Below are 23,318 nucleotides of genomic sequence, written 5' to 3'. Positions count from 1 at the left end.
AGGTCAGCGGTTGAGCCACCACGCCATGCGCCGCGTGATCCACGGGAGGGCGACGTACGTCATCACGGGCGTCATCAACGCGACCGTGACCAGCACGCGCAGCGGCAGCAGGAGCGGCGCGACGTGCGGCCCGAGCAGCCAGTTGACCAGCACGCTGAGCGGGTAGAACACCAGGAAGATCACGCTGGCCTGCTTCCAGCGCGGCGGCGCCGATGGCGTGACGGAGAGTTCGCGGACGTCGCGGTTGGCCGGGTCGTCGAACCACCCCTCGATGCCCGTACGTCGCTCCACGCGGGAGTCGACGACGCCGAGCCCGGCGCCCGCGTCGCGCCACCACTGCCGCTGGTGGGAGGACTCCCACGTGGCCAGCGAGTCGGCGTCGGCGAAGCGGTAGAGCACGTGCCAGGTCTCGGAGTCCTGCTCCGGCCGCACCCAGCCGGCGCCGAGGAAGCCCGCGAAGCTCCCCGCGAGCCCCTGGCCCGCCTGCATCCAGCTGACCATCTCCGCCTCGCGGTCGGGGTCGACGTGGCGGGTGATGGAGACCGTGACGGGGGTGTTCATGCGGTCCATGGTCGTCGGCGGGCGCGGGTGGCCCCAAACGACCGGCGACGCGCGCTTGGTCACACGTCCGGTCACACGGCCGGTCACATGGTCAGTAGCGGACCTCGAACCGGTGGTGCCCGGCGACCGGCGCCGGGCTGCTGGCGACCCTCCGGACCGTGGCGTACGGCGATCCCTGGTGGCACCACGCCACGAGGGCGTCGACGTCCGGTTGCGGGCCCTCGAAGTGCCCGGCGACCGACCCGTCGGGCTCGTTGCGGATCCAGCCGGTGACCCGGAGCCGCCGGGCCTCGGCCTCGGCGTACGCCCGGAACGACACCCCCTGGACGCGGCCGCTCACCACGACGTCGACGGCGATGGTCGGGGTCCCGGTCATGGGCCCATGATGCCGCTCGCGGGCGGGCCGCTGGCTACAGCTGCTTCTTGGTGACCGCTCCGACGACGCCGTCGGCGTTGTAGGCGAAGAACGCCAGGCACGGGTGGGCGTGCGCGACGGGCATGTCGATCCTGACCTGCGTGCCCGTGCCGGTTGCGTAGTAGTAGGCCTGGTAGGTGGCGGGATCCTCGCCGGCCGGGAACGAGCTGACGCAGCTGCCCTGGGCGCCCTCGATGACCGCGATCGCGAACAGGTCGAGGTCCAGGTTGGTCACGCCCTGGACGTAGCCGGAGTCGAGGGTGAGCCCGGTGATCGACAGCGTCGGCGGCGCTGGCGCGGCGGGCACCGGCCAGGTCGTGCCCGGCCCGACCACGCCGTCGTCGTTGACGAGGAAGAACGACAGGCAGTCGGGGTGCGCGGACGGGTCGACGTACATCTCGAAGACCGTGGGGTCGTCCCAGGTCGGCTGGAGGACGTAGGCCGAGGGGTCGAGGTCGCTCCAGGTGGTGATGCAGCCGCTGTCGACCTGGGAGACCAGCGAGAAGCGCGTCGCGTCGAAGGTCGCGTGGATCCGGAAAGGCCCGCCGGGCGCACGGGTCACCGACGTGATCGTGGGGGCACCGGGCGCGGGCGCCGCGGTGACCTGCCGGACCACGGCGGCGCCGGCCCCGCCCGTCGCGTTGAACGTGAAGAACGACAGGCAGGGGCGGACCAGTCCGGGGGCCTCGACCTCGCCCCCGATGGGCTCGTGGGCGAGCGGGTCCTCACCGGCCGGCCAGGTGGTCGCGCAGCTGCCCTCGGGCTGGACGAGCACGGCGAGCCGGGCGACGTTGTAGTCCCAGGTCGCGGTGAAGGAGTAGCGGTCGGAGCCCACCACGTGCCGCACCGAGGACACGACGGGCGGCGCCGGCGCGGGTTCCTCCCCCACCTGCCAGGTCGCAGCCGTCTTGCTCGCGCGGCCGCCGTCCTGGCGCACGGTGAAGAAGGACAGGCACGGGTCGGTGACGTCGGTGTGGACCTGGACCGGCTCGCCCGCAGGGGCGTAGACGAGGTGCTTGGCGAAGGGCTCGCCGTCCGGCCAGGTCGTGGCGCACTGGCCGGCGGGGCGGCTCAGGACCGCGAGGTTGACCTTGTCGCTCGGCCAGGTGACGCCCGCGAAGTAGTCGCCCGGCGAGCCGAGGGCGCGGCGGACCACGTCGAGGGTCGGCGGTGCCGGGGCCTGGACCCAGCTGGTCAGGGTGTGCGTGACCGGGCTCGGCCCCGCACCCGACTGGTTGACCGGCTGGACGCCGTAGCAGTTGGTGTCGACGTAGGTGAACGTCTGGTGCCAGACGCCGGCAGTCGGGTCGACGCGCAGGACCCGGACGTTGTCGGAGTACGTCGCCTCGCCCCAGTAGTCCTTGACGACCGGGAAGTTGCACGTCCCGCCGGGCGCGATGAGGACGTCGACCTTGCCGCCGGGCGGCGGGTTGGACGGCGGGGTCCAGGTGATCGCGATCGGCTTGTCCGCCGCGAGCCCGCCGGCGAAGTCGACCCCGGAGAGGGCCTGGGGGGCCGGGTCGAGCGGGCACGCCTTGGCGGCCAGCCGCCGCGTCCCGCCGTACAGGCTGACGGTGCGGTCCAGGGCCTGGGCGTCGACGATGCGGCAGGCGTAATAACCGATCTTGTCGGCCATCATCGGGCAGTCCGGCAGGTAGAGGATCGGCGTCATCAGGTGGCAGCCGTCGGTGTGCTCGAGGCCGAGGTTGTGGCCGAGCTCGTGGGTGATGATGTGGGCCGCCACCACGCGGACGTAGGCCTCGCTCGCGCTCGGGATGGGGTTGAGGAGACCCGGGGTGAGGTGCACCCAGTTGGAGGACTGGTAGCCGACCGTGGCCAGCCCGTCCGAGCCGCCGGTGTCGCCGACGAAGATCCGGAGCTTGGCCTTGGACTTCGGGACCTGCTTGAAGGTCATGTCCAGGCCGGTGTCGTTCCAGGCGTGGATCGCGGCCCTGAAGGACCACATGAACTTGTCCGGCAGCTTGACCCAGTAGGGGATCGTGCGGCCCGGCCACTTCCTGATCGATGCACGGCTCGGCAGGACGCCGTCCCCGGCGAGGGGTCTGGCGACCGGGGCGACCCGTGGGTCTCCGCTCGCCTCCGGGTCGGGCGCTCCTGCCGAGTCTGCCGTGTGGACCACCGCTCCGCGCGCGGCCGTCGCGGCCCCCTGGCTCAGGGCGAGGGGGACCGCCAGCACCGCGAGCGTCGCGAGGACCGCGACGAGGAGCGACGCGGAACGGGGCCTGGGCATGCGTCACGGTAGGCGGATACGCACCCGGGCCACATGCTCAGATCTGGTGAACCACCCCTGGGCGGGGGTCTCAGAGGATGGCGCCCGGCGTGTAGGCCGCCGCCTCCGGGTGCCGGGCGGCGAGCTCGGCCACGCGGCGTACGACGGTCTCGACCTGCTGGACCGCCGCCCCGGTGAAGGTGATCGGCTCGGCGACCAGCGACTCCAGCTGGGCCGTGGTGAGGCCGAGCCGGTCGTCCGCGGCGAGCTTGGCGAACACGTCGTTCTCGGCCTGGCCCTGGCGCATCGCGAGGGCGGTGCCGACGGCGGCCTCCTTGATCGCCTCGTGGGCGGTCTCACGGCCGACGCCGTTGCGGACCGCCGCCATCAGCACCTTGGTGGTGGCCAGGAACGGCAGGTAGCGATCGAGCTCGCGCTGGATGACGGCCGGGAACGCGCCGAACTCGTCGAGCACGGTGAGGAAGGTCTGGAAGAGCCCGTCGGCGGCGAAGAACGCGTCGGGCAGGGCCACGCGGCGTACGACGGAGCAGGAGACGTCACCCTCGTTCCACTGGTCGCCGGCGAGCTCGCCGACCATGGAGAGGTAGCCGCGCGTGATGACGGCCAGGCCGTTGACGCGCTCGCAGGAGCGGGTGTTCATCTTGTGCGGCATCGCCGAGGAGCCGACCTGGCCCTCCTTGAAGCCCTCGGTGACGATCTCGTTGCCGGCCATCAGCCGGATCGTGGTCGCGAGGTTGGACGGGCCGGCCACGAGCTGGACCAGGGCCGACAGCACGTCGAAGTCGAGCGAGCGCGGGTAGACCTGGCCGACGCTGGTGAGCACCCGGTCGAAGCCGAGGTGGGCCGCGACCCGGGACTCGAGGTCGGCCAGCTTGGCGGCGTCGCCGTCGAGCAGGTCGAGCATGTCCTGGGCGGTGCCCATCGGGCCCTTGATGCCGCGCAGCGGGTAGCGAGCGAGGAGGTCCTCGACCCGCTCGACGGAGATCATCATCTCGTCGGCGACGGTCGCGAAGCGCTTGCCGAGGGTCGTGGCCTGGGCCGCGACGTTGTGGGACCGGCCGGCCATCACGGTGGTCTCGTGCTCGGCGGCGAGCCGGGCCAGCCGGGCGAGCGTGGCGACGGCGCGGTCGCGGAGCAGCTCGAGGGACTGCTTGACCTGGAGCTGCTCGACGTTCTCGGTGAGGTCGCGCGAGGTCATGCCCTTGTGGATGTGCTCGTGCCCGGCGAGCGCACAGAACTCCTCGATCCGCGCCTTCACGTCGTGGCGGGTGATCCGCTCGCGGGCCGCGATCGACTCGAGGTCGACCTTGTCGACGACGTCCTCGTAGGCCTCGACGACGCCGTCGGGCACCTCGATGCCGAGGTCGCGCTGGGCCTTGAGCACCGCGATCCAGAGCCGGCGCTCGAGCACGATCTTGTGCTCGGGCGACCAGATGTGGGCGAGGTCGGCCGCCGCGTAGCGGGTGGCGAGGACGTTGGGGACGCTCAAGTCAGATTCCTGCCGCGATGTCGGAGCGGTGCTGGGCTCCCTCGAATTCTACGTGGGTCACGCCGGCGTACGCCGCGGCCCGGGCGGCCGCCACGTCGGCCCCGGTGGCCACGACGGCCAGCACCCGGCCGCCGGCGGTCACCAGGTCGTCACCGGACATCGCCGTGCCCGCGTGGATGACGTGGACGTCCTCGACGGCCTCGACCGCGTCCAGCCCGGTGATCAGGTCACCCGACGAGGAGCTCTCGGGGTAGCCCTTGCTGGCCACGACGACCGCGACCGCGGCGCCGTCCTTCCAGCGCGGTGCAGGCACGTCGGCGAGGGTGCCGGTGGCGGCACCGACGAGCAGGTCGGACAGCGGGGAGTCGAGCAGCGCCATCAGCGGCTGCGTCTCCGGGTCGCCGAAGCGGGCGTTGAACTCCACGACGCGGGTGCCGCGCGAGGTGAGCGCGAGGCCGGCGTACAGGAGTCCGGCGAAGGGGGTGCCACGGCGAGCCATCTCGTCGACGGTCGGCTGCAGCACGGTCTCGAGAACCTCCGCGACGAGGCCGGGCGGCGCCCACGGCAGCGGCGTGTAGGCGCCCATGCCGCCGGTGTTGGGGCCCTGGTCGCCGTCGTGGATGCGCTTGAAGTCCTGGGCGGGCTGGAGCGGGTGGACGGTGGTGCCGTCGGTGATCGCGAACAGGGAGACCTCGGGGCCGTCGAGGTACTCCTCGATGACCACGCGCTCGCAGCTGGCCGCGTGCTCGACCGCGGCGTCGCGCTCCTCGGTGACGACGACGCCCTTGCCGGCGGCCAGGCCGTCGTCCTTGACGACGTACGGCGGCCCGAACTCGTCCAGCGCGGCCGCGACCTCCTCGGGCGTGGTGCACACGTACGCCCGGGCGGTCGGGACGCCGGCCGCCTCCATGACGTCCTTGGCGAAGGCCTTGGACCCCTCGAGCTGCGCGGCCGCGGCGCTCGGGCCGAAGACGTGGATGCCCCGGGCGGTCACCGCGTCAGCCACGCCCGCGACGAGCGGCGCCTCCGGGCCGACCACGACGAGGTCGACGCCGAGCCGCTCGGCGAGGTCGGCGACCGCGGCGCCGTCCATCGGGTCGACCGGGTGGAGCGTGGCGACCGCGGCCATGCCGGGGTTGCCGGGGGCCGCGTGCACCTCGCTCACCGACGGGTCCTGGGCGAGGGCGCGGGCTAGGGCGTGCTCGCGGCCTCCGGTGCCGATCACGAGGGTCTTCACGGGCGTCAACGTTAATGCCCACCGGCCTTACGCCTCGCCCCGCGCCGCCCGTCGAAACGCCGACCCGTCGCTTGTTGTCCTCCAGGAGCTCCGAGCCGTCGTCAATTGACGACGGCTCGGGGTCGTACCGGGTGAACAGGCGACGGGTCGGTCAGGCGGGGTGGACCTCGATGGTCTGCTCGCGGCCGGGTCCGACGCCGACGCCCCAGATGCGGGTGCCGGACATCTGCTCGAGCGCCTGGACGTAGGTCTGGGCGTTCTTGGGCAGGTCGTCGAAGGAGCGGCAGCCGGAGATGTCGGTCTTCCAGCCGTCGAAGTACTCGTAGACCGGCTTCGCGTGGTGGAACTCGGTCTGGGTCATCGGCATCTCCTCGACCCGCTTGCCGTCGATCTCGTAGGCCACGCAGACCGGGATCCGGTCCCAGTGGTCGAGCACGTCGAGCTTGGTGAGGAAGTAGTCGGTGAGGCCGTTGACGCGCGAGGAGTAGCGGGCGACGACGGCGTCGTACCAGCCGCAGCGCCGGGTGCGGCCGGTCGAGACGCCGATCTCGCCGCCGATCTTCTGCAGGTTGATGCCGTCCTCGTCGAAGAGCTCGGTCGGGAAGGGACCGGAGCCGACGCGGGTGGTGTAGGCCTTGATGACGCCGATGACCCGGTCGATCCGGGTGGGGCCGACGCCGGCGCCGACGCAGACGCCGCCCGCGACGGGGTTGGAGGACGTCACGAACGGATAGGTGCCGTGGTCGACGTCGAGCATCGTGGCCTGGGCGCCCTCGAAGAGCACCGTCTCGCCCCGGTCGAGCGCGTCGTTCAGCAGCAGGGAGGTGTCGGCCACCATCGGGCGGAGGCGCTCGACGTAGGAGAGCAGCTCCTCGACGACCGCGTCGGCCTCGATCGCCCGGCGGTTGTAGACCTTGGTCAGCAGGTGGTTGCGGACGTCGAGCGCGGACTCGACCTTCTGCCGCAGGATGCCCTCGTCGAACAGGTCGGCGATCCGGACCCCGACCCGGTTGATCTTGTCGGCGTACGCCGGTCCGATGCCGCGGCCGGTGGTGCCGATCTGGTTCTTGCCGAGGAAACGCTCGGTGACCTTGTCGATCGTGGAGTGGTAGGACGCGATGACGTGGGCGTTGGCCGAGACGACCAGGTTGGCGACGTCGACGCCCCGCTCGATGAGCGAGTCGAGCTCACGGAACAGCGCCTCGGGCGAGACCACGACGCCGTTGGCGATCACCGAGGTGGCGCCGGGCGTGAGGATCCCGCTGGGCAGCAGATGGGTCGCGAACTTCTCGCCGTTGACGACGATGGTGTGGCCGGCGTTGTGGCCGCCGCTCGTCCGGACGACGTAGTCGATCGTCTCGGTCGTCGCGAGCTGGTCGGTCGCCTTGCCCTTGCCCTCGTCGCCCCACTGGGCGCCGAGAATCACGATGGCGGGCATCGCTGCCTCCTTCATGGGTCATGCGTCAGCCGACGGCGCACGACCGGGGAGCTCCTGCATCGGTAAATGCAAGCGGCCCCGGCAACAGCGCACCGGGGCTCTTGCGGCCACACGTTACCAAAGGGGTGCCTCACCACCCCTCGCGCTCGGATAGTGTCCGGCGAATGGACCCACTCCTCGTCATCACCAACAGCGACGCCGGCACTGCCGACGAGGAGTCGCTCGAGCAGGCCCTGACGATCCTGCGCGCCGAGGCCTCCGTCGAGGTGCAGGCGACCTCCAACCCCGGCGAGCTCGACGGTGTGCTGCACCGGGCGGGCAGCCGCCGGATCGTGGTGGCCGGCGGCGACGGCAGCCTGCACGCCGTGATCGCGGCCCTGCACCGCCGCAACGACCTCAAGAACGCGGTCATCGGGCTCCTGCCCCTCGGCACCGGCAACGACTTCGCCCGCGGCAACGCCATCCCCCTCGACATCGAGCAGGCCGCGAGGCTTGTGCTGCACGGCGAGGTGCGGCCGATGGACCTCGTCGTCGACGAGGTCGGGCAGATCGTGGTCAACAACGTGCACGTCGGCGCCGGCGCCAACGCGAGCCGACGCGGCGCCCGCTGGAAGACCCGGCTCGGCTCGGTCGGGGTCGGCAAGGCCAACCTCGGCAAGCTCGGCTACCCGATCGGCGCGGCCATGACCGCCTGGAACCCGCCCGTCACCCGGCTGCGGGTCGAGGTGGACGGCAAGGTCGTCAACGACTTCCACCAGCCGGTGCTGATGGTGGCCGTCGGCAACGGCTCGTCGGTGGGCGGTGGCGCGGAGATCACCCCCGAGGCCGACACCGAGGACGGCCGCCTCGACGTGATGATCAGCCGGTCCACGGGGCCGGTGGCGCGACTCCTGTACGCCGTGCGGCTGGGCCGCGCCACGCACCACGAGCGCGAGGACGTGGAGTACGTCCGCGGCACCCGCGTCTCCGTCGCGGGCGAGGAGTTCTGGTGCAGCGCCGACGGCGAGATCTACGGTCCCGAGCGGCAGCGGACCTGGCACCTCGAGCCCGCGGCGTACTCCATGGTCCTGCCGTGACCGGCAGAACGGCCTAGAGCCAGCCCCGCCTGCTGGCCTCGACGCCCGCCTGGAAGCGGGTGTCGGCACCGAGCTCGGTCAGCACGTCGGCCACCCGGCGGCGCACGGTCCGCAGACTGATCCCCAGGGTGCGGGCGATCTGCTCGTCCTGGGCGCCGGTGGCCAGCTGCTGCAGCAGGAAGCGCCGCAGGTCCGGCCGTGCCTCGCCACGGTCGAGGGAAGGCACCGGCGCGGCCCGCTCCCACAGCAGCTCGAAGAGCAGGGTGAGCGCCTCGACCAGGCCGCGTTGGCGCACCAGCGAGCGCGGCTCGTCGGCGAAGCCCATCGGCTCCGGCAGCACCGCGTGGGTGGTGCCGATGATGAACATCCGGGTGGGGAGGTCGGGCAGCACCCGGATCTGCTCCCCCACCTCGGCGCGGGCGGTGAGCGTCGCCGGCGCCTCGTGGAGGGCGCGGACCGGGTAGATCGCGCGGGACTTGCGGCCGCTGGCGATCAGGTCCCCGACGACCTTCAACATCGCGTCCTCGCGCGGGATCCGCCACTGGTCGGGCCGCAGCCAGAGCATGTCCCCCTTGCTCTGCGCGATCAGGGCCGCGATCAGCCCGACCGGCTGGCCGCCGGAGCTGATCTCGCCGTCGATCGGGGTGATGTCGTGGACGTCGCCGGGCGCCGGGCGGACCGCGCCGGCGGTGAGGAACGGGATGGCTGCAGCCAGGCCCTCGAGCCGGTCGTGCGCCTCGCCCGCGCGGGCGGCGGAGACCGCCGCCATCCGGGCCAGTGCCTCGGCCGGGGAGTCGATGTAGAGCCGGGAGTCCTCGACCCGGGCGATCCCGGTGTCCAGCAGCGGCCTGAGCTCGGCCAGCAGCTGGTCGGGAGTCGACATGAGCGCCGAGGCGACCCACAGCAGCTCGCGCCCCGACTGGAGCTGCACCTTCTGGTAGATCCGTTCGACGGACGCGGGAAAGCCGAGGGCGGTCATCATGCTGTCCGGGGCAGGGCGAGGCATGGTGGCAGGTTAATGACAGCGACAGGTGCTAGCCAACTGGCATGGACCTGTCAGTTCTACGCTGGGCGGGCGCGTCAGGTGGTCGTGCGTCTCGGGACATGTCTCGGGGATGGGCACCACCACTCGCACGACCCACATCGGGGGATGAGGTCGAGCAGACAGCGCCGGAAAGGGCACCGGAATCGCCACAGGGGACGGTTCCGGTGCCCTTCCTTCTGCCCCGGCCCGATAGCCTTGCCGCTCACCCCCGCCCCCTTTCGCAGGAGCAGCAGAGCCATGGCACGAGGCGGACAGGCCTCCCAGCAGAACCCCACCGACTGGGTCACCCGCGCCGCCGACGACGCGATCCGGCACGCGGAGCAGACCCGTGCGCACCGCGGCGACACCGACCGGTTGATCACGTGCGCATCCGGGGCGAGCCCGTCCGGACCGATCCACCTGGGCAACCTGCGGGAGTTCCTCACCGTGCACTTCGTCGCCGAGGAGATCCGCAGCCGCGGCATCCCGGTGCGGCACCTGCACAGCTGGGACGACTACGACCGCTTCCGCAAGGTGCCCGCCGGCGTCGACGAGGCGTGGAACGAGCACATCGGCCGCCCCCTCTCGGCCGTGCCCGACCCGTGGGAGTGCCACGCGTCGTGGGCCGAGCACTTCAAGGCCCCGCTGCGCGCCGCGCTCGCCGAGCTCGGCGTGGAGATGGAGGAGGTCTCGCAGACCGAGCAGTACCGCGCCGGCACCTACCGCGACCAGATCCTGACCGCCGTCCAGCGTCGGGGCGACATCGAGACCGTCATGTCGCGCTACCGCACCAAGGCCGCGCCCGTCGCCGAGTCCGAGGAGGAGGCCGAGTCGCTGGCCGACTCGGTCGCCATCGACGACGAGCCCGCCGGCACCGGTGATGACGACCTGGCGCGCTTCCCCTACAAGCCCTACTGCCGCGACTGCGGCCGCGACACGACCACCGTGACGTCGTACGACGACGAGACGACCGACCTGGCCTACACCTGCCGGGTCTGCGCGTTCGAGGGCGTCACCAACCTGACCACGCAGCACGAGGGCAAGCTCGTGTGGAAGGTCGACTGGCCGATGCGCTGGGAGTTCGAGGGCGTCGACTTCGAGCCGGGCGGCGTCGACCACGCGTCGCCGGGGTCGTCGTACACCGTCGGCAAGGAGCTCGTGAAGGACGTCTACGGCGGCCGCGCGCCGTCGTTCGTCGGCTACTCCTTCGTCGGCGTGGCCGGGATGGCGAAGATGTCGTCGTCCAAGGGCGGCGTGCCCACGGCCGCCGACGCGCTCAAGGTGCTCGAGGCCCCGATCCTGCGGTGGCTCTACGCCCGCCGCCAGCCCAAGCAGGCGTTCACCGTCGACTTCGGGCCGGAGGTCGTGCGCCTCTACGACGAGTGGGACGCGCTCGGCAAGAAGGCCGCCAACCCGGCCAAGCGGGACGCGCAGGTGCTCGCGTTCGAGCGGGCCTCGGCCACCGCGGCGGCCGGCACCCTGCCGACGCCCGCCGTCGTCGTGCCGTTCCGGGTGCTGTCGTCGGTCGCCGACGTGACGGCCGGCTCCGCCGAGCTGATCTCCACGACGGTGACCAACGTCGGCCACCCGCACGAGACCGTCGCCGAGCTCGAGCCGCGGCTGACCAAGGCGATGACGTGGACCAGCGAGTTCGTGCCGGCCGAGGACCGCACCACCGTGCGCGCCACCGCCGACACCGAGCGCCTGGCGGGGCTCAACGAGGACGAGCAGCTCTGGCTGGCCCAGCTGCTCGACCGGATGCCCGACGAGCTGCACCTCGACGAGATCACGACCCTGGTCTACGGCGTGCCGAAGCTCGCCCGCGGGCTCGGTCTCGACGACGCCCCGACCGACCAGGTGAAGGCCGACCAGAAGGCGTTCTTCAACCTGCTCTACAACCTGCTCGTCGACGCCGACCGCGGACCGCGGTTGCCGACCCTGTTCGTCGCGCTCGGCGCGGAGAAGGTGCGCTCGCTGCTGCAGGCGTGACGCACCTCCTCCCGCTCGGCCTCAGCCCAGGAGCGCGGCGTACGCCGTGGGGCTGGAGTCGCGGAGGAACTCCGAGCACCGCTCCCACTCCTCGGTCTCGCCGATGACCTTGGCGGACAGGGCGAGCAGGGCCAGGCAGGACAGGAAGCCGCGGTTGGGCTCGTGCTCCCACGGGACTGGGCCGTGGCCCTTCCAGCCGTTGCGGCGCAGCAGGTCGAGGCTGCGGTGGTAGCCGACGCGGGCGTAGGCGTAGACCGTCACGGGGTCGAGCTCCGCGTCGGCGGCCTCGCCCCCGAGGGCGGCCCAGGCGACCGGCGACGCCGGGTGGGCGCGCACCACGTCGACGGGTGCGGCACCGGCCGCGAGCTCCGCGCTGGCGGGGTCCACGGGGAGGTGGGTGGGCGGGGGGCCGGCCATCAGGTCGCCGAAGCCGTTCGGGGGGGAGGTCATGGGAGTAATTGTCCATGCAGGGGTGTTGAGTAGTGCCATGACCCACGCACCCGCTTCCCCGGTCTCGGCCGCACCCGGCGCGGAGAAGGACCCGTGGCCGGCCCTGTTCGCCCTGTGCCTCGGCTTCTTCATGATCCTGGTCGACTCGACCATCGTCTCGGTGGCGACGCCGGCGATCATCGAGGACCTCCATGCCGGGGTCAACGACGTGGTGTGGGTGACCAGTGCCTACCTCCTGGCCTACGCCGTCCCGGTGCTGATCACCGGCCGACTGGGTGACCGGTTCGGTCCCAAGAACCTCTACCTCGCTGGCCTGACCGTCTTCACGCTGGCCTCGCTGTGGTGCGGCCTGACCAACACCGTCGAGGGACTGATCGTGGCCCGCGTGGTGCAGGGCCTGGGCGCCTCGATGATCACGCCGCAGACGATGGCGATCATCACCCGGATCTTCCCGGCCCAGCGCCGCGGGGCCGCGATGTCGCTGTGGGGCGCCACCGCCGGCGTGGCCACGCTGGTCGGCCCGATCCTCGGCGGCGTCCTGGTCGACGGCCTCGGCTGGGAGTGGATCTTCTTCATCAACATCCCCGTCGGCATCATCGGCTTCGCGCTGGCCTGGCGCCTGGTCCCGACGCTGCCCACCAACAGCCACCGCTTCGACTGGCTGGGCGTCGCGCTGAGCGGTGCCGGCATGTTCCTGCTGGTCTTCGGCATCCAGGAGGGCCACCAGTACTCCTGGTCCACCGAGATCTGGCTGATGATCGCCGCCGGGCTCCTCGTCTTCGCCGGCTTCGTCTGGTGGCAGGCCCGCAACAGCGCCGAGCCGCTGGTGCCGCTGCACCTCTTCCGCGACCGCAACTTCTCGCTGGCCAACATCGCCATCTCGGTCATGGGCTTCGCGATCACCGCGATGGCGATCCCGCTGATGATCTGGGCGCAGGTGGTGCGCGGGATGAGCCCGACCCGGTCCGCGCTGCTGCTGGTGCCGATGGCGGTCATGACGATCGCGCTGGCCAAACCGATCGGCTCGCTGACCGACCGGGTCCACCCCCGGCTGATCACCTCGATCGGCTTCGGCCTGATCGTCGGGTCCCTGGTGTGGCTGTCCTTCGTGATGACCCCGGACATCACGATCTGGGCGCTCGTCCCGCCGATGCTCGTCTTCGGCGCCGGCAACGCCGGCGTCTGGGCGCCCAACTCCGCCACCGCGACCCGCAACCTGCCGATCCAGCTGGCCGGCGCGGGCGCCGGCGTCTACAACGCCACCCGCCAGGTCGGTGCGGTGCTCGGGTCCGCGGCGATCGCCGTGCTCATGGACTCGCGGATCGCGGCGCACGGCCTCCCGGCCTTCAACGGCAAGGCGGGCGCGTCCGGCGCGGGACTCCCGGCCGCGATCGCCGACAAGTTCAGCAGCGCCATGGCCGACTCGATGCTGCTGCCGCCGCTGGTGCTGGTCGCCGGCTTCGTGGCCGTGCTGTTCTTCGAGAAGCCGCGCCACCAGGGCTGGGGCGGTCCGGCCGCCGCCCCGGGCGCGACGGTGGCGACCCCGGCGGCATCCGCCGACTAGCTGTACCCGGCCACCAGGTTGGTCACAGGCGGCTGATCGGCGGTAGGCCTCCGAGTGCGCTGTGGCGGCGTCGAGTGTTGTAGAGCTCGAGCCAGGGGGCAAGTGCGGCGGCGCGTTCGTCGTTGCTGACGAAGACCTGGCAGTAAGCCCACTCGTCTTGCAGGGTGCGGTTGAACCGTTCGACCTTGCCGTTTTGCCAGGGGCAGTGCGGCTTGATGAAGAGCTGCCGCACGCCCAGGTCGGCGCAGGTCTGGCGCATGGCGGTCGAGTGCCGGTAGGCGAAGGCGTTGTCGGTGATCAGGTCCTCGACGCGAGTGATCCCGTGGACCGCGAAGTAGGCCACCGCGCGGGCCAGGAAGTCGGCGCAGGTGGTGCCCTTCTCGTCGGGCAGGATCTCGGAGTAGGCCAGTCGGGAGTGGTCGTCGACCAGGGAGTGCACGTAGTCGTATCCGATTCGCTGCTTCTTGTGCCGCTGATCCACGGTGGCCGCGCGACCCCAGGCGGCCCAGCCGCCGCCGTCGGGGATCTTGCCGAGCTTCTTGACGTCCATGTGCACCAGCTCGCCGGGCCGGCCGCGTTCGTAGCGGACNCGMGGTGGTCTTTGACGCCCGGATTACCTCGCCGGTCATCGGATCGCACTCGCGCAGGTAGGGCACCCCGTGCCGGCGCAGGATCCGGGCGACCGTCCGCGCTGGCACCCCGAGCTCGGGGCCGAGCCAGTCCTGACCCCGACGATGCTNCGGCGCGGGCCCGGAGCACCCGTTCCTCAATCTCTGGCGCGGTCTTAGTGGGCATGGTGTGCGGCTGCGAAGACCGGTCGTGCAGGCCGGCCTCGCCCTCGGCGGCATACCGCCCAATCCACTTCAGCACGCAGCCGCGGGATACCCCCATCGCGTCGGCGATGTGGGCCTTCTTCCAGCCCTGCTGGTGACGTTCGACGATCAGCAGCCGACCACGAAAGGTCAGCCGCGCATTAGCGTGGGACACGAGAGCCTCCGGTTTGGAGTCGGACCTAGACAAGCCACACCCCAACCGGGGGCTCTCCTCACGTCAAGACACCTGCACCGTCACCAACGTCCCGGCCGGGTACAACTAGCCCGGACCCACACCACGACGTACGCCCCGGCCGCTGCTGCGACCGGGGCGTACGTCGTTGCAGGCTGGGTGCGTCAGGCGCTGATGCTCTTGCCTGCCGACCGGAGGTTCGCGCAGGCCTCGCCGACGCGGGCGGCCATGCCGGCCTCGCCCGCCTTGCCCCAGGCGCGCGGGTCGTAGGCCTTCTTGTTGCCGACCTCGCCGTCGACCTTCAGGACCCCGTCGTAGTTGGTGAACATGTGGGCGGCGACCGGACGCGTGAAGGCGTACTGGGTGTCGGTGTCGACGTTCATCTTCACCACGCCGTAGTCGACGGCCGCGCCGATCTCCTCGGGCGTCGAGCCCGAGCCGCCGTGGAAGACGAGGTCGAACGGCTTGGCGCCGGCGGCCAGGCCGAGCTTCTCGACCGCGGCGTCCTGCGCCGAGCGGAGRATCTCGGGACGGAGCTTGACGTTGCCGGGCTTGTAGACGCCGTGCACGTTGCCGAAGGTCAGCGCGGTCATGTAGCGGCCGTTCTCGCCGGAGCCGAGGGCGGCGATCGTGGCGAGGGCGTCCTCGGGCGTGGAGTAGAGCTTCTCGTCGATCGCGCCGACGACACCGTCCTCCTCGCCACCGACGACGCCGACCTCGATCTCGAGGATGATCCGGGCCGCGGCGCACTGGGCCAGCAGCTCCTCGGCGATCTTGAGGTTCTCGTCGAGCGGCACGGCGCTGCCGTCCCACATGTGCGACTGGAAGAGCGGCGCCTCACCGCGGGCGACCCGCTCGGCGGAGATCGCCACCAGCGGCCGGACGAAGCCGTCGAGCTTGTCCTTGGGGCAGTGGTCGGTGTGCAGCGCGATGTTCACGGGGTAGTTCTTGGCGACCTCGGCGGCGTAGGCCGCGAAGGCGACCGAGCCGGTGACCATGTTCTTCACGGTCGGACCGGAGAGGTACTCAGCGCCTCCGGTCGAGACCTGGATGATGCCGTCCGAGCCGGCGTCGGCGAAGCCCTGCAGGGCGGCGTTGAGCGTCTGCGAGGACGACACGTTGATCGCCGGGAACGCGAAGGCGTTCTTCTTGGCGGTGTCGAGCATCTCGGCGTAGATCTCGGGGGTTGCGATGGGCATGGGGACTCCTCGGGCGGTGTTCCAACGGCGCCTTCACCCTAGTGGCTACTCGCGGGTCGGGAGTCGGCCGGTTCTGGAGGTCCCGAGGCGTGGCACGGCGTACCGTCGGAGCGTGGAGGAGGCACGCCCGCTCGCCGGGCGCTACGTCGCCGTCGTCGGCCCGGCCGACGCGGTGACGCCCGACGACCACCAGTACGCCGAGGAGGTCGGCCGTCTCCTCGCCGAGGCGGGGGCCGTGGTGCTGACCGGCGGCCACCACGGCGTGATGTCGTCGGCCGCCCGGGGCGCCACCGGCGCGGGCGGCGTGGCGATCGGCCTGCTCCCGGGTCTGGACCGCAACGAGGGCTCGACGTCCCACACGTTCCTGCTGCCGACCGGGCTGGGCGAGCTCCGCAACGGACTGCTCGTCCGCGCCGCCGACGCGGTGGTGTCGGTCGGCTGCAGCTGGGGCACGCTGAGCGAGATCGCGCTCGCCCGGCGCACCGGCGTGCCGCTCGCGCTGATCGACCCATGGGACCTCCCGGACGACGTCGGGGCGGTCGTGCCCGACGCCGAAGCGGCGGTGCGAGCGGTCGTTACGGCGCTAGGCTGAACGTTCGGGCGGTTGTGGCCCGTCGCCACCTGGCGAAAGGAGCCTCCGTGCTCTCATCACTCAGCGTCCGACGCGCCCTCCTCGGGGTCGTGGCCACGCTCGCAACGACCGCAGCCCTGCTCACCACCGGCGTCGCCATGGCCGGGCCGGGCTATCACGCGCCGGCCCTCGGCGACTGCCACGCCATCGACCTGGCCCACTCTCAGAAGAAGGCCGACCCGTCCGATCCGGTGCCGTGCAGCAGCGCCCACACCGCGCGCGTCATCAAGGTCGCCAAGCTGCCAGCGGGCGTCTCCTGGAGCGTCTCCGCGGCGAAGCTCTTCAAGATCGCCTCCCACAAGTGCATCCCGACCTTCATGGCCACCCTGGGGCGCACCGACAAGGTGCGCGACAGGTCGGCGTACTCCTGGCTGTACTTCCAGCCCACACAGGCCGAGATCGACCACGGCGCACGCTGGATCCGCTGCGACGTCGCGCTCCTCGGGGGCACCGAGCTGGTCAACCTCCCGACCGACGCGACCCCGGCCCTGCCGAAGCCGCCGCTGCCCGACTCCGTCGCGCGCTGTGAGACCGGCAAGTACGCCCAGACGACGTGCGCCCGCACGCACGCCTGGCGCTCGGCCGGGACCTTCCGGATCGACCAGAAGGCCTACCCGTCGCAGCAGCAGCTCCAGCACGCCGCAGAACGCCGCTGCCCCGCCATCGCCGGCACCGCCTACTGGCGGTGGAGCGCCCAGGGCGCCGTGTCGTGGTCGCTGGGCGACCACTTCGTCGTCTGCTACTCGCAGACGACGAGCTGACGCGACTCAGCCCCTCCAGACCCCGCGGGAGTCGCCGGCCTCGCCACCGAGGTCGGCGTACTCCCGCACCCAGGTGTGCATCGCGATCGCGGCCGCGGCCGAGGCGTTGATCGACCGCGTCGATCCGAACTGCGCGATCGAGAACGTCCCGTCGCAGACCTCGCGCGCGCCCTCGGACAGGCCGGGGCCCTCCTGGCCGAACAGGAAGCAGACCCGGCGGGGCACCGTCATCGTCTCGAGGTGCAGGGAGCCCGGCAGGTTGTCGATGCCGAGCAGCGCCACGTCGGCGGCGTGGAGGTAGGCAGCCAGGTCCGCAGCCGTCGCGTGGTGCCGGACGTGCTGGTAGCGGTCGGTGACCATCGCGCCGCGCCGGTTCCACCGGCGGTTGCCCACGATGTGCACCTCGGCGGCCAGGAAGGCGTTGGCCGACCGCACGATCGTGCCGATGTTGAAGTCGTGCTGCCAGTTCTCGATCGCCACGTGGAAGTCGTGGCGGCGGGTGTCGAGGTCGGCGACGATCGCCTCCATCGACCAGTAGCGGTAGCGGTCGACCACGTTGCGCCGGTCGCCCTCGGCGAGCAGCTGGGCGTCGTACTGGTCCCCCTCCGGCAGCGGACCCTCCCACGGCCCGACGCCGACCTCGGCCGGACCGTGCGGCATCGGGTCGTACGGCGCATTGGGCTCCTGGTCCTGCACGCGCGTCAGGCTACGGACCGCTTGGCAGGTTGGCTTCAGGCGGGTGCCGATACGCTACGGGGGTGACGCTGGCCCTCCTCCTCCATCCCCTGCTCCTCGGCATCTCCTGGATGGACCCCGAGTGGCTCCTCCAGCAGTTCGGCGGGGCCTTCATCTGGATCAGCCTCGGCATCATCTTCGTCGAGTGCGGGCTCTTCTTCCCGTTCCTGCCCGGCGACACCCTGCTCTTCGCGCTCGGCCTCTTCATCGCGGGCGAGAAGATCGACGTGCTCGGGATCGGGACCCCGTTCGTCGAGCTGGTCGTCGCCACGATCCTGCTCGCCGCCGTCGCGTTCCTGGGCAACGTCTCCGGCTACGAGATCGGCCGCCGGATCGGTCCACCGCTCTACGAGCGCAACGGCCGGTTCCTCAAGCGGAAGTACCTCGACAAGACCGACGCGTTCTTCGACCGGCACGGCAGCAAGGCCCTGGTCATCGGCCGCTTCGTGCCGTTCGTGCGTACCTACATCACCGTGGTGGCCGGCGTGACGCAGATGGAGCGCCGCCGGTTCTTCACCTGGAGCGGCGTCGGCGCCGTGGCATGGGTGGTCAGCATCATCTGCCTGGGCTACTTCCTCGGCCAGACCTTCCCCTCGATCGGCAACAACATCGACTACGCGATGATCGCGATCCTCGTCTTCACCGTCATCCCGCTCGTCTGGGAGGGCTGGCGGCACCGTGGCAGCGACGAGGACGACGAGGACGCCGAGGGCGTGCAGACCTCCGCCGAGAGCTGACGTGGGTGCCGGCGCAACTGCCGGCGACTCTGGGCTGGTTGCGCGCCGACGCTTCGCTGCGGGACCTCGCGCCTTCGGCGCGTATTTCTAGAATTTCCTTGGTCACCGCAGGGTTCGCACGAGGTACCTCCGGACCTTGCTTCCCGGCCTTCGGCTTCTTCACTCGACCGCTCGAACGAGGTTTCAAAATTCCCTCGATTCTTTACCTTTGTCGTGCTGGAAAAGGGGCTCTGGCCTGCGGTTTTGTCGGTGGTCCCTGCTGGAATTGATCCATGACAGCGATGGTCACCCAGCCGCCTCGACACCAGGTGTCGCGCGCTGTCGAGACCATGCAGTCACAGCTCTCGGAGCTGGCGGATGTGTCGCTCTGGTCGATGGATGCGGCCGAGTCCGCTGCGACGCTGACCGCGGTGACGCGGCTGTCCGCCCAGCTCGCCGAGCTCGAGATGCGGGTCGCCGAGCACGCCAAGGCCGTCGGGGTCGGGGAGTCTGTCGGGGCGACGTCGACGACCAACTTCTGGGCGCACGCGACTCATCAGACCCGGACGTCTGCGCACGGGAAGATGCGGCTCGCCGTCGCGCTGGCCACAAGGCCCGCACTCCGTACGGCGGTCGCGGCCGGTCAGGTTCTCGTGGAGCAGGCTCGGGTGATCGTCGACGCCGTCGAGGTCCTCCCGGCCGAGCACCGCGACGAGGCCGAAGCGATGCTGATCAAGTTCGCCGCCGACCACGACGCCAAAGCACTCAAGGTGCTGGGCCGGCGGATCCTGGACTTCCTCGACCCCGAGGCGGCCGAGGCGCACGAGGCCAAGCAGCTCGAGGACGAAGAACGCGCTGCCGCGATGTCGACCAAGCTGACCATGACCGACGACGGACACGGCAAGGTCCACGGCCGGTTCACCCTCCCGGCCGCCCAGGCCGCGATGCTGAAGAAGGCGCTGCTCGCCTTCGCTGCCCCGAAGCACCGCGCCGCCGTCGACGGGGGGCTCGGTGAACGCAGGCCCAGTGCCGAGCGGATGGGGCAGGCGTTCTGCGAGCTGATCGAGCGCTACCCCACCAAGAAGCTCCCCAAGGCCGGCGGTGTCAACGCCACCGTCGTGGTCACCATGGACATCTCCACCCTGATGGGCGGCCTGAAAGCCGCGTCGCTGGACACCGGAGAGCGGATCACCGCCGGCCAAGCACGCCGCCTGGCGTGCGAGGCGGGGATCATCCCCGCCGTCCTCGGCGGCAAGTCCCAGGTCCTCGATCTCGGCCGCAAGCGCCGCTTCCACAGCGAGTCCCAGCGAATCGCGATGGCAATCGAGCAGGGCGGCTGCAACGCCCAGGGATGCGACTGGCCGCCCGGTCTGTGTCACGGACACCACCCGATCCCGTGGAGCCTGGGCGGCGAGACGAACACCGACGGGATGCTCCTCTGCCCGCATCACCACGCCCGGGCGCACGACCCGAAGTTCACGATGACCACACAGGCCGGCGGGAAGGTCGCCTTCACCAGGCGGACATAGGCCGACGCCTCAGGGCTCAGCCCCGCGCTGCGTCCAGCTGCTCCTTGGTGAGCACCGGGCGGACCTCGAGGCCCACGTCGGCGAGGGGGTTCTCCCCTGCCGGGCTGCGGTCGATCGCGCAGACCACGACCTCGACGATCGCGCCTGCCTCGCGCAGCGCCCGCGTCGCGTCGCGTACGGCGCCGCCGGTGGTGATGACGTCCTCGATGATCGTCACCCGGCGGCCGGCGACGTCCGGGCCCTCGGCGAGCTTGCAGGTGCCGTACTCCTTGGCCTTCTTGCGCACGAAGAGCGCCGGGGTGCCGGTCAGGCTGCTGACCATCGTCGCGATCGGGATGCCGCCGAGCTCGAGGCCGCCGAGCAGGTCGGTGTCGGCGGGCAGCAGGTCGACCATCTGCCGGGCCACGCGAGCGAGCAGCGCGGGGTCGGACTCGAAGAGGTACTTGTCGAAGTACTCCGAGGCGACCTGGCCGGAGCGGAGCGTGAACTCCCCGGTCAGGCGGCAGCAGGCGTCGATGTCGGCGGCGAGGGTCTCGTCAGCGGTCACGCGCCCCATCCTGTCCCATGGCTACCCTCGGGGTCATGCTCGCCTCTCGCCTGCAGGACATCCCGCCCACGATCTTCAGCCAGATGTCGGCGCTCGCGGTGCGCACCCAGGCGGTGAACCTCGGCCAGGGCTTCCCCGACGTGGACGGCCCGCCCGAGGTGATCGCGCGGGCGGTGGCGGCGCTGGAGTCCGGGCAGAACCAGTACGCACCGGGGATCGGCGTACCCGCCCTGCGGCAGGCCGTCGCCCGGCACCAGCAGCGCCACTACGGCATCGAGCTCGACCCCGACTCCCAGGTCGTGGTGACCACCGGGGCCACCGAGGGGATCGCCGCGGCGCTGCTCGGGCTGGTGAACCCGGGCGACGAGGTGGTCGTGCTGGAGCCCTACTACGACTCCTACGTCGCGATGATCCAGATGGCCGGAGGCGTACGCCGTCCGGTGACCCTGCGTGCCCCGGACTTCCGCCTCGACCCCGACGAGCTGCGGGCGGCCGTCACCGACCGGACCCGCTTCCTGCTGGTCAACTCCCCGCACAACCCGACCGGCACGGTCCTGACCCGCGAGGAGCTGGGCGCCATCGCCGCCGTCGCGATCGAGCACGACCTGACCGTGATCACCGACGAGGTCTACGAGCACCTCGTCTACAGCGACGCGAGCGGCCACCACGAGCACGTGCCGCTGGCGACGCTGCCCGGCATGTTCGAGCGCACCCTGACCCTGTCGAGCGCCGGCAAGTCCTACTCCTTCACGGGCTGGAAGGTCGGCTGGGCGACCGGGCCCGCCGAGCTCGTGGGCGCCGTGCTGGCGGCCAAGCAGTGGCTGACGTTCACGTCCGGGTCACCGCTCCAGCCCGCCGTGGCGCATGCGCTCGACGAGGCCCCGGACTGGCCCGCCCAGCTCGCGCGGGACCTGCAGGGCCGACGCGACCTGCTCTGCGCGGGGCTCGCCGACGTGGGACTCGAGGTCCGGGTGCCCGAGGGGACCTACTTCGCGACGACCGACATCTCGGCGCTGGGCTGGGAGGACGGGCTCGCGTTCTGCCTCGCCCTGCCCGAGCGGGCCGGGGTCGTGGCGATCCCGAGCCAGGTCTTCCACGACGACGTCGAGGCCGGGCGGCACCTCGTGCGCTGGGCGTTCTGCAAGGAGCCGGCGATCATCGAGGAGGGGCTGCGGCGGCTGGCCGCCGCCGACCTCACTGCGTAGGCGTCGCCCCGAACCACGCCTTCACGTCGGGCCGGACCAGCAGCGCCAGGGTCACCACCGCCGCGGCGAGCGGCAGGACCAGCACCGGCTGGCCGAGCGTGGCCACCAGCAGCATGACCGCCGCCGCCGAGGCCGACACGGCCAGCCCGCGGCGGGCCCAGGCCACCCGGCGCCAGACCAGGACGCCCAGGACGATCGCGAGCACGCACCAGATGACCGCCAGGCCCACCATCACGAACGTCGCGATGCGCAGCGCGTCGTCGGAGACCCCCTGGCCGGCGAGGTCGGGGTTCTGCCGGTGCAGCTCGTCGAAGACGACGCCGGGACTGACGGCCAGGATCGCCGCGCTCGTCGCCATCAGCGCGATCGCCAGGCCCGAGCACACCCACGCGAGCAGGCAGGCCCACATCACGGCCGAGGGCCGGGACGACACGTCGGTCGGGGACCCGGGCAGCAGGGACTGCTCGACGCCGCCGGGACCCGCCGGCTCACCGAAGCCCTGCATCGCGCGCGGCTGCCCCGACGGATCGGCGTACGTCGTGGGCGACAACGGCGGGGCGGGCGGCACCTGCCCCGGTGGGACCTCCCCCGGTGGGACCTGCCCTGTGGGGAGACCCTCGCCGGTGAGCCGCTTCATCCCCTCGCGGCCGTTGAACCAGTCGCGCGCCGGCGGCAGCCACAGCATGACGGAGGCGGCCGCGACCATCGAGGACATCAGACCGCCGGTGAGGAGTCCGGTCACGAAGACCGGCAACGCCAGGATCGACAGGCCCACCCGGGCGCTGCGGCTGCGCTGGAGGACCTGGAAGCCGAGGATCGCGGTGGCGGTGGCGCAGGCGGCCGCGATCATCCCGGTGACGCGGAGGATCCCCAGCACGCCCTCGACGCCCAGGCCGAGCGAGTCGCCGGGCGGCGTGGACAGGAACTTCTCGACGGAGTCCTGGGTCTCCAGGGTGTGCAGGCCGGAGATCCGCTCCCAAGCCGTCAGCACCACGAGCACCGACCCGGTCATGATCAGCCCCGCCGCGAAGGTGACCTGGCGGGGGCGGTGGGAGGCGCTCATACCTGCCATTCCACCAAACGGGTGGTGGCCGCCGCATCGCCAGCCCGGGCGAGAGTGACCGAACGCTCAGTCGCCGACCAGCTCCGCGACCCGGTTGCCGAGGTCGAGCAGCCGGAAGGGCTTGGTCATGTAGGCGCTCGCGCCGGCCCGGATCCCCTCGGCGACCGCGTCGTCGGAGGCCAGCGCCGTGAGCAGGATGACCGGCATCGTGTGCATCTCCGGGGTGGCCCGGATCGTGCGGAGCACCTCCAGGCCCGTGAGATTCGGCATGGTGATGTCGAGGACCGCCAGGTCGGGGCGACGGGTCCGGCACAGCTCGAGGGCCTCGGCCCCGTCGTGGGCCTCGAGCACCTCGTGGCCGAGCGCGACGAGGCGCATCCGGACCAGCATCAGCAGGTCGGGATCGTCGTCAGCTGCCACGATCAGTGCCACG

General features: G+C 71.5%; 21 protein-coding genes and 1 pseudogene. 8 read left to right on the top strand and 14 right to left on the bottom strand.

Annotated elements, in window-relative coordinates; all coding sequences use genetic code 11:
- Nucleotides 1-3: 3 nt before the first annotated feature.
- From EJF31_RS12620 to EJF31_RS12595, 6 genes are all read right to left on the bottom strand, one after another.
- Entirely contained in the window at nt 4-561 is a 558-nt protein-coding gene (locus EJF31_RS12620) for an antibiotic biosynthesis monooxygenase (RefSeq protein ID WP_125037367.1), read from the bottom strand.
- 91 nt (nt 562-652) lie between these two features.
- The gene (locus EJF31_RS12615; RefSeq protein WP_125037366.1) at nt 653-937 is read right to left on the bottom strand and encodes an acylphosphatase; all 285 of its coding nucleotides are present in this window, start codon (nt 935-937) and stop codon (nt 653-655) included.
- Between the two features lie 34 nt (nt 938-971).
- Complete coding sequence (locus EJF31_RS12610; protein ID WP_125037365.1) at nt 972-3,227, bottom strand: M57 family metalloprotease; 2,256 nt, start codon at nt 3,225-3,227, stop codon at nt 972-974.
- 70 nt (nt 3,228-3,297) lie between these two features.
- The gene (gene purB / locus EJF31_RS12605; protein ID WP_125037364.1) at nt 3,298-4,716 is read right to left on the bottom strand and encodes an adenylosuccinate lyase; all 1,419 of its coding nucleotides are present in this window, start codon (nt 4,714-4,716) and stop codon (nt 3,298-3,300) included.
- A 1-nt stretch (nt 4,717) separates the two neighbouring features.
- Nucleotides 4,718-5,953 carry a phosphoribosylamine--glycine ligase gene (gene purD, locus EJF31_RS12600; RefSeq protein ID WP_125037363.1) on the bottom strand — a complete coding sequence of 412 codons (1,236 nt, stop codon included), beginning with the start codon at nt 5,951-5,953 and terminating at the stop codon, nt 4,718-4,720.
- A 151-nt stretch (nt 5,954-6,104) separates the two neighbouring features.
- On the bottom strand, nt 6,105-7,391 hold the full coding sequence (locus EJF31_RS12595; protein ID WP_125037362.1) for an adenylosuccinate synthase: 1,287 nt from the start codon (nt 7,389-7,391) through the stop codon (nt 6,105-6,107).
- Between the two features lie 164 nt (nt 7,392-7,555).
- Between EJF31_RS12595 and EJF31_RS12590 the strand changes: the two genes are divergently transcribed.
- Nucleotides 7,556-8,467: a diacylglycerol kinase family protein gene (locus EJF31_RS12590; protein WP_125037361.1), complete on the top strand. Its 912-nt coding sequence runs from the start codon at nt 7,556-7,558 to the stop codon at nt 8,465-8,467.
- A gap of 13 nt (nt 8,468-8,480) precedes the next feature.
- Here EJF31_RS12590 and EJF31_RS22485 read toward each other — a convergent pair whose 3' ends face one another.
- Nucleotides 8,481-9,473 carry a LuxR C-terminal-related transcriptional regulator gene (locus EJF31_RS22485; protein WP_125037360.1) on the bottom strand — a complete coding sequence of 331 codons (993 nt, stop codon included), beginning with the start codon at nt 9,471-9,473 and terminating at the stop codon, nt 8,481-8,483.
- 276 nt (nt 9,474-9,749) lie between these two features.
- Between EJF31_RS22485 and lysS the strand changes: the two genes are divergently transcribed.
- The gene (gene lysS / locus EJF31_RS12580) at nt 9,750-11,480 is read left to right on the top strand and encodes a lysine--tRNA ligase (protein ID WP_125037359.1); all 1,731 of its coding nucleotides are present in this window, start codon (nt 9,750-9,752) and stop codon (nt 11,478-11,480) included.
- Nucleotides 11,481-11,501: 21 nt separating this feature from the next.
- Here the strand turns inward: lysS and EJF31_RS12575 are convergent, their stop codons facing one another.
- A complete protein-coding gene (locus EJF31_RS12575) occupies nt 11,502-11,930 on the bottom strand; it encodes a DUF3151 domain-containing protein (RefSeq protein ID WP_125037358.1) in 429 nt (142 codons plus the stop codon).
- Nucleotides 11,931-11,967: 37 nt separating this feature from the next.
- On the opposite strand from EJF31_RS12575, the gene EJF31_RS12570 reads away from it, so the two are divergent.
- Complete coding sequence (locus EJF31_RS12570; RefSeq protein ID WP_125037357.1) at nt 11,968-13,494, top strand: DHA2 family efflux MFS transporter permease subunit; 1,527 nt, start codon at nt 11,968-11,970, stop codon at nt 13,492-13,494.
- Between the two features lie 22 nt (nt 13,495-13,516).
- Here EJF31_RS12570 and EJF31_RS12565 read toward each other — a convergent pair.
- A pseudogene (locus EJF31_RS12565) lies at nt 13,517-14,481 on the bottom strand (IS481 family transposase).
- A 182-nt stretch (nt 14,482-14,663) separates the two neighbouring features.
- On the bottom strand, nt 14,664-15,698 hold the full coding sequence (gene fbaA, locus EJF31_RS12560; RefSeq protein WP_125037356.1) for a class II fructose-bisphosphate aldolase: 1,035 nt from the start codon (nt 15,696-15,698) through the stop codon (nt 14,664-14,666).
- A gap of 112 nt (nt 15,699-15,810) precedes the next feature.
- On the opposite strand from fbaA, the gene EJF31_RS12555 reads away from it, so the two are divergent.
- Nucleotides 15,811-16,290, top strand: coding sequence for a TIGR00725 family protein (locus tag EJF31_RS12555; protein WP_125037355.1), 480 nt, complete (start codon nt 15,811-15,813; stop codon nt 16,288-16,290).
- Nucleotides 16,291-16,337: 47 nt separating this feature from the next.
- Nucleotides 16,338-17,090, top strand: a complete 753-nt coding sequence (locus EJF31_RS12550) for a septum formation family protein (protein ID WP_185736228.1) — start codon at nt 16,338-16,340, stop codon at nt 17,088-17,090.
- 6 nt (nt 17,091-17,096) lie between these two features.
- On the opposite strand, the gene EJF31_RS12545 is transcribed toward EJF31_RS12550, so the two are convergent.
- Entirely contained in the window at nt 17,097-17,750 is a 654-nt protein-coding gene (locus EJF31_RS12545) for a TrmH family RNA methyltransferase (protein WP_125037779.1), read from the bottom strand.
- 98 nt (nt 17,751-17,848) lie between these two features.
- On the opposite strand from EJF31_RS12545, the gene EJF31_RS12540 reads away from it, so the two are divergent.
- Nucleotides 17,849-18,562, top strand: coding sequence for a DedA family protein (locus EJF31_RS12540; protein WP_260430809.1), 714 nt, complete (start codon nt 17,849-17,851; stop codon nt 18,560-18,562).
- 272 nt (nt 18,563-18,834) lie between these two features.
- Nucleotides 18,835-20,070: an HNH endonuclease signature motif containing protein gene (locus EJF31_RS12535; RefSeq protein WP_125037353.1), complete on the top strand. Its 1,236-nt coding sequence runs from the start codon at nt 18,835-18,837 to the stop codon at nt 20,068-20,070.
- A 16-nt stretch (nt 20,071-20,086) separates the two neighbouring features.
- Here the strand turns inward: EJF31_RS12535 and pyrE are convergent, their stop codons facing one another.
- Nucleotides 20,087-20,617 (bottom strand): orotate phosphoribosyltransferase, encoded by a 531-nt coding sequence (gene pyrE / locus EJF31_RS12530; RefSeq protein WP_221767533.1) that lies wholly within the window; start codon nt 20,615-20,617, stop codon nt 20,087-20,089.
- A gap of 35 nt (nt 20,618-20,652) precedes the next feature.
- Between pyrE and EJF31_RS12525 the strand changes: the two genes are divergently transcribed.
- Nucleotides 20,653-21,822, top strand: coding sequence for a pyridoxal phosphate-dependent aminotransferase (locus EJF31_RS12525; protein WP_125037351.1), 1,170 nt, complete (start codon nt 20,653-20,655; stop codon nt 21,820-21,822).
- On the opposite strand, the gene EJF31_RS12520 is transcribed toward EJF31_RS12525, so the two are convergent.
- Together EJF31_RS12520 and EJF31_RS12515 are read right to left on the bottom strand one after the other, a co-directional pair.
- Complete coding sequence (locus tag EJF31_RS12520; protein WP_125037350.1) at nt 21,812-22,885, bottom strand: hypothetical protein; 1,074 nt, start codon at nt 22,883-22,885, stop codon at nt 21,812-21,814. The two genes, EJF31_RS12525 and EJF31_RS12520, sit on opposite strands and share 11 nt — an antisense overlap.
- A 66-nt stretch (nt 22,886-22,951) precedes the next feature.
- On the bottom strand, nt 22,952-23,317 hold the full coding sequence (locus tag EJF31_RS12515) for a PleD family two-component system response regulator (RefSeq protein WP_221767532.1): 366 nt from the start codon (nt 23,315-23,317) through the stop codon (nt 22,952-22,954).
- Nucleotide 23,318: the final 1 nt, after the last annotated feature.

The organism is Nocardioides sp. LS1, from assembly GCF_003865225.1.
GTDB classification, from domain to species: domain Bacteria; phylum Actinomycetota; class Actinomycetes; order Propionibacteriales; family Nocardioidaceae; genus Nocardioides; species Nocardioides ginsengisegetis.
Note: the sequence above shows the minus strand (reverse complement) of the source record. Positions and strands in the feature narration are given on the sequence as shown.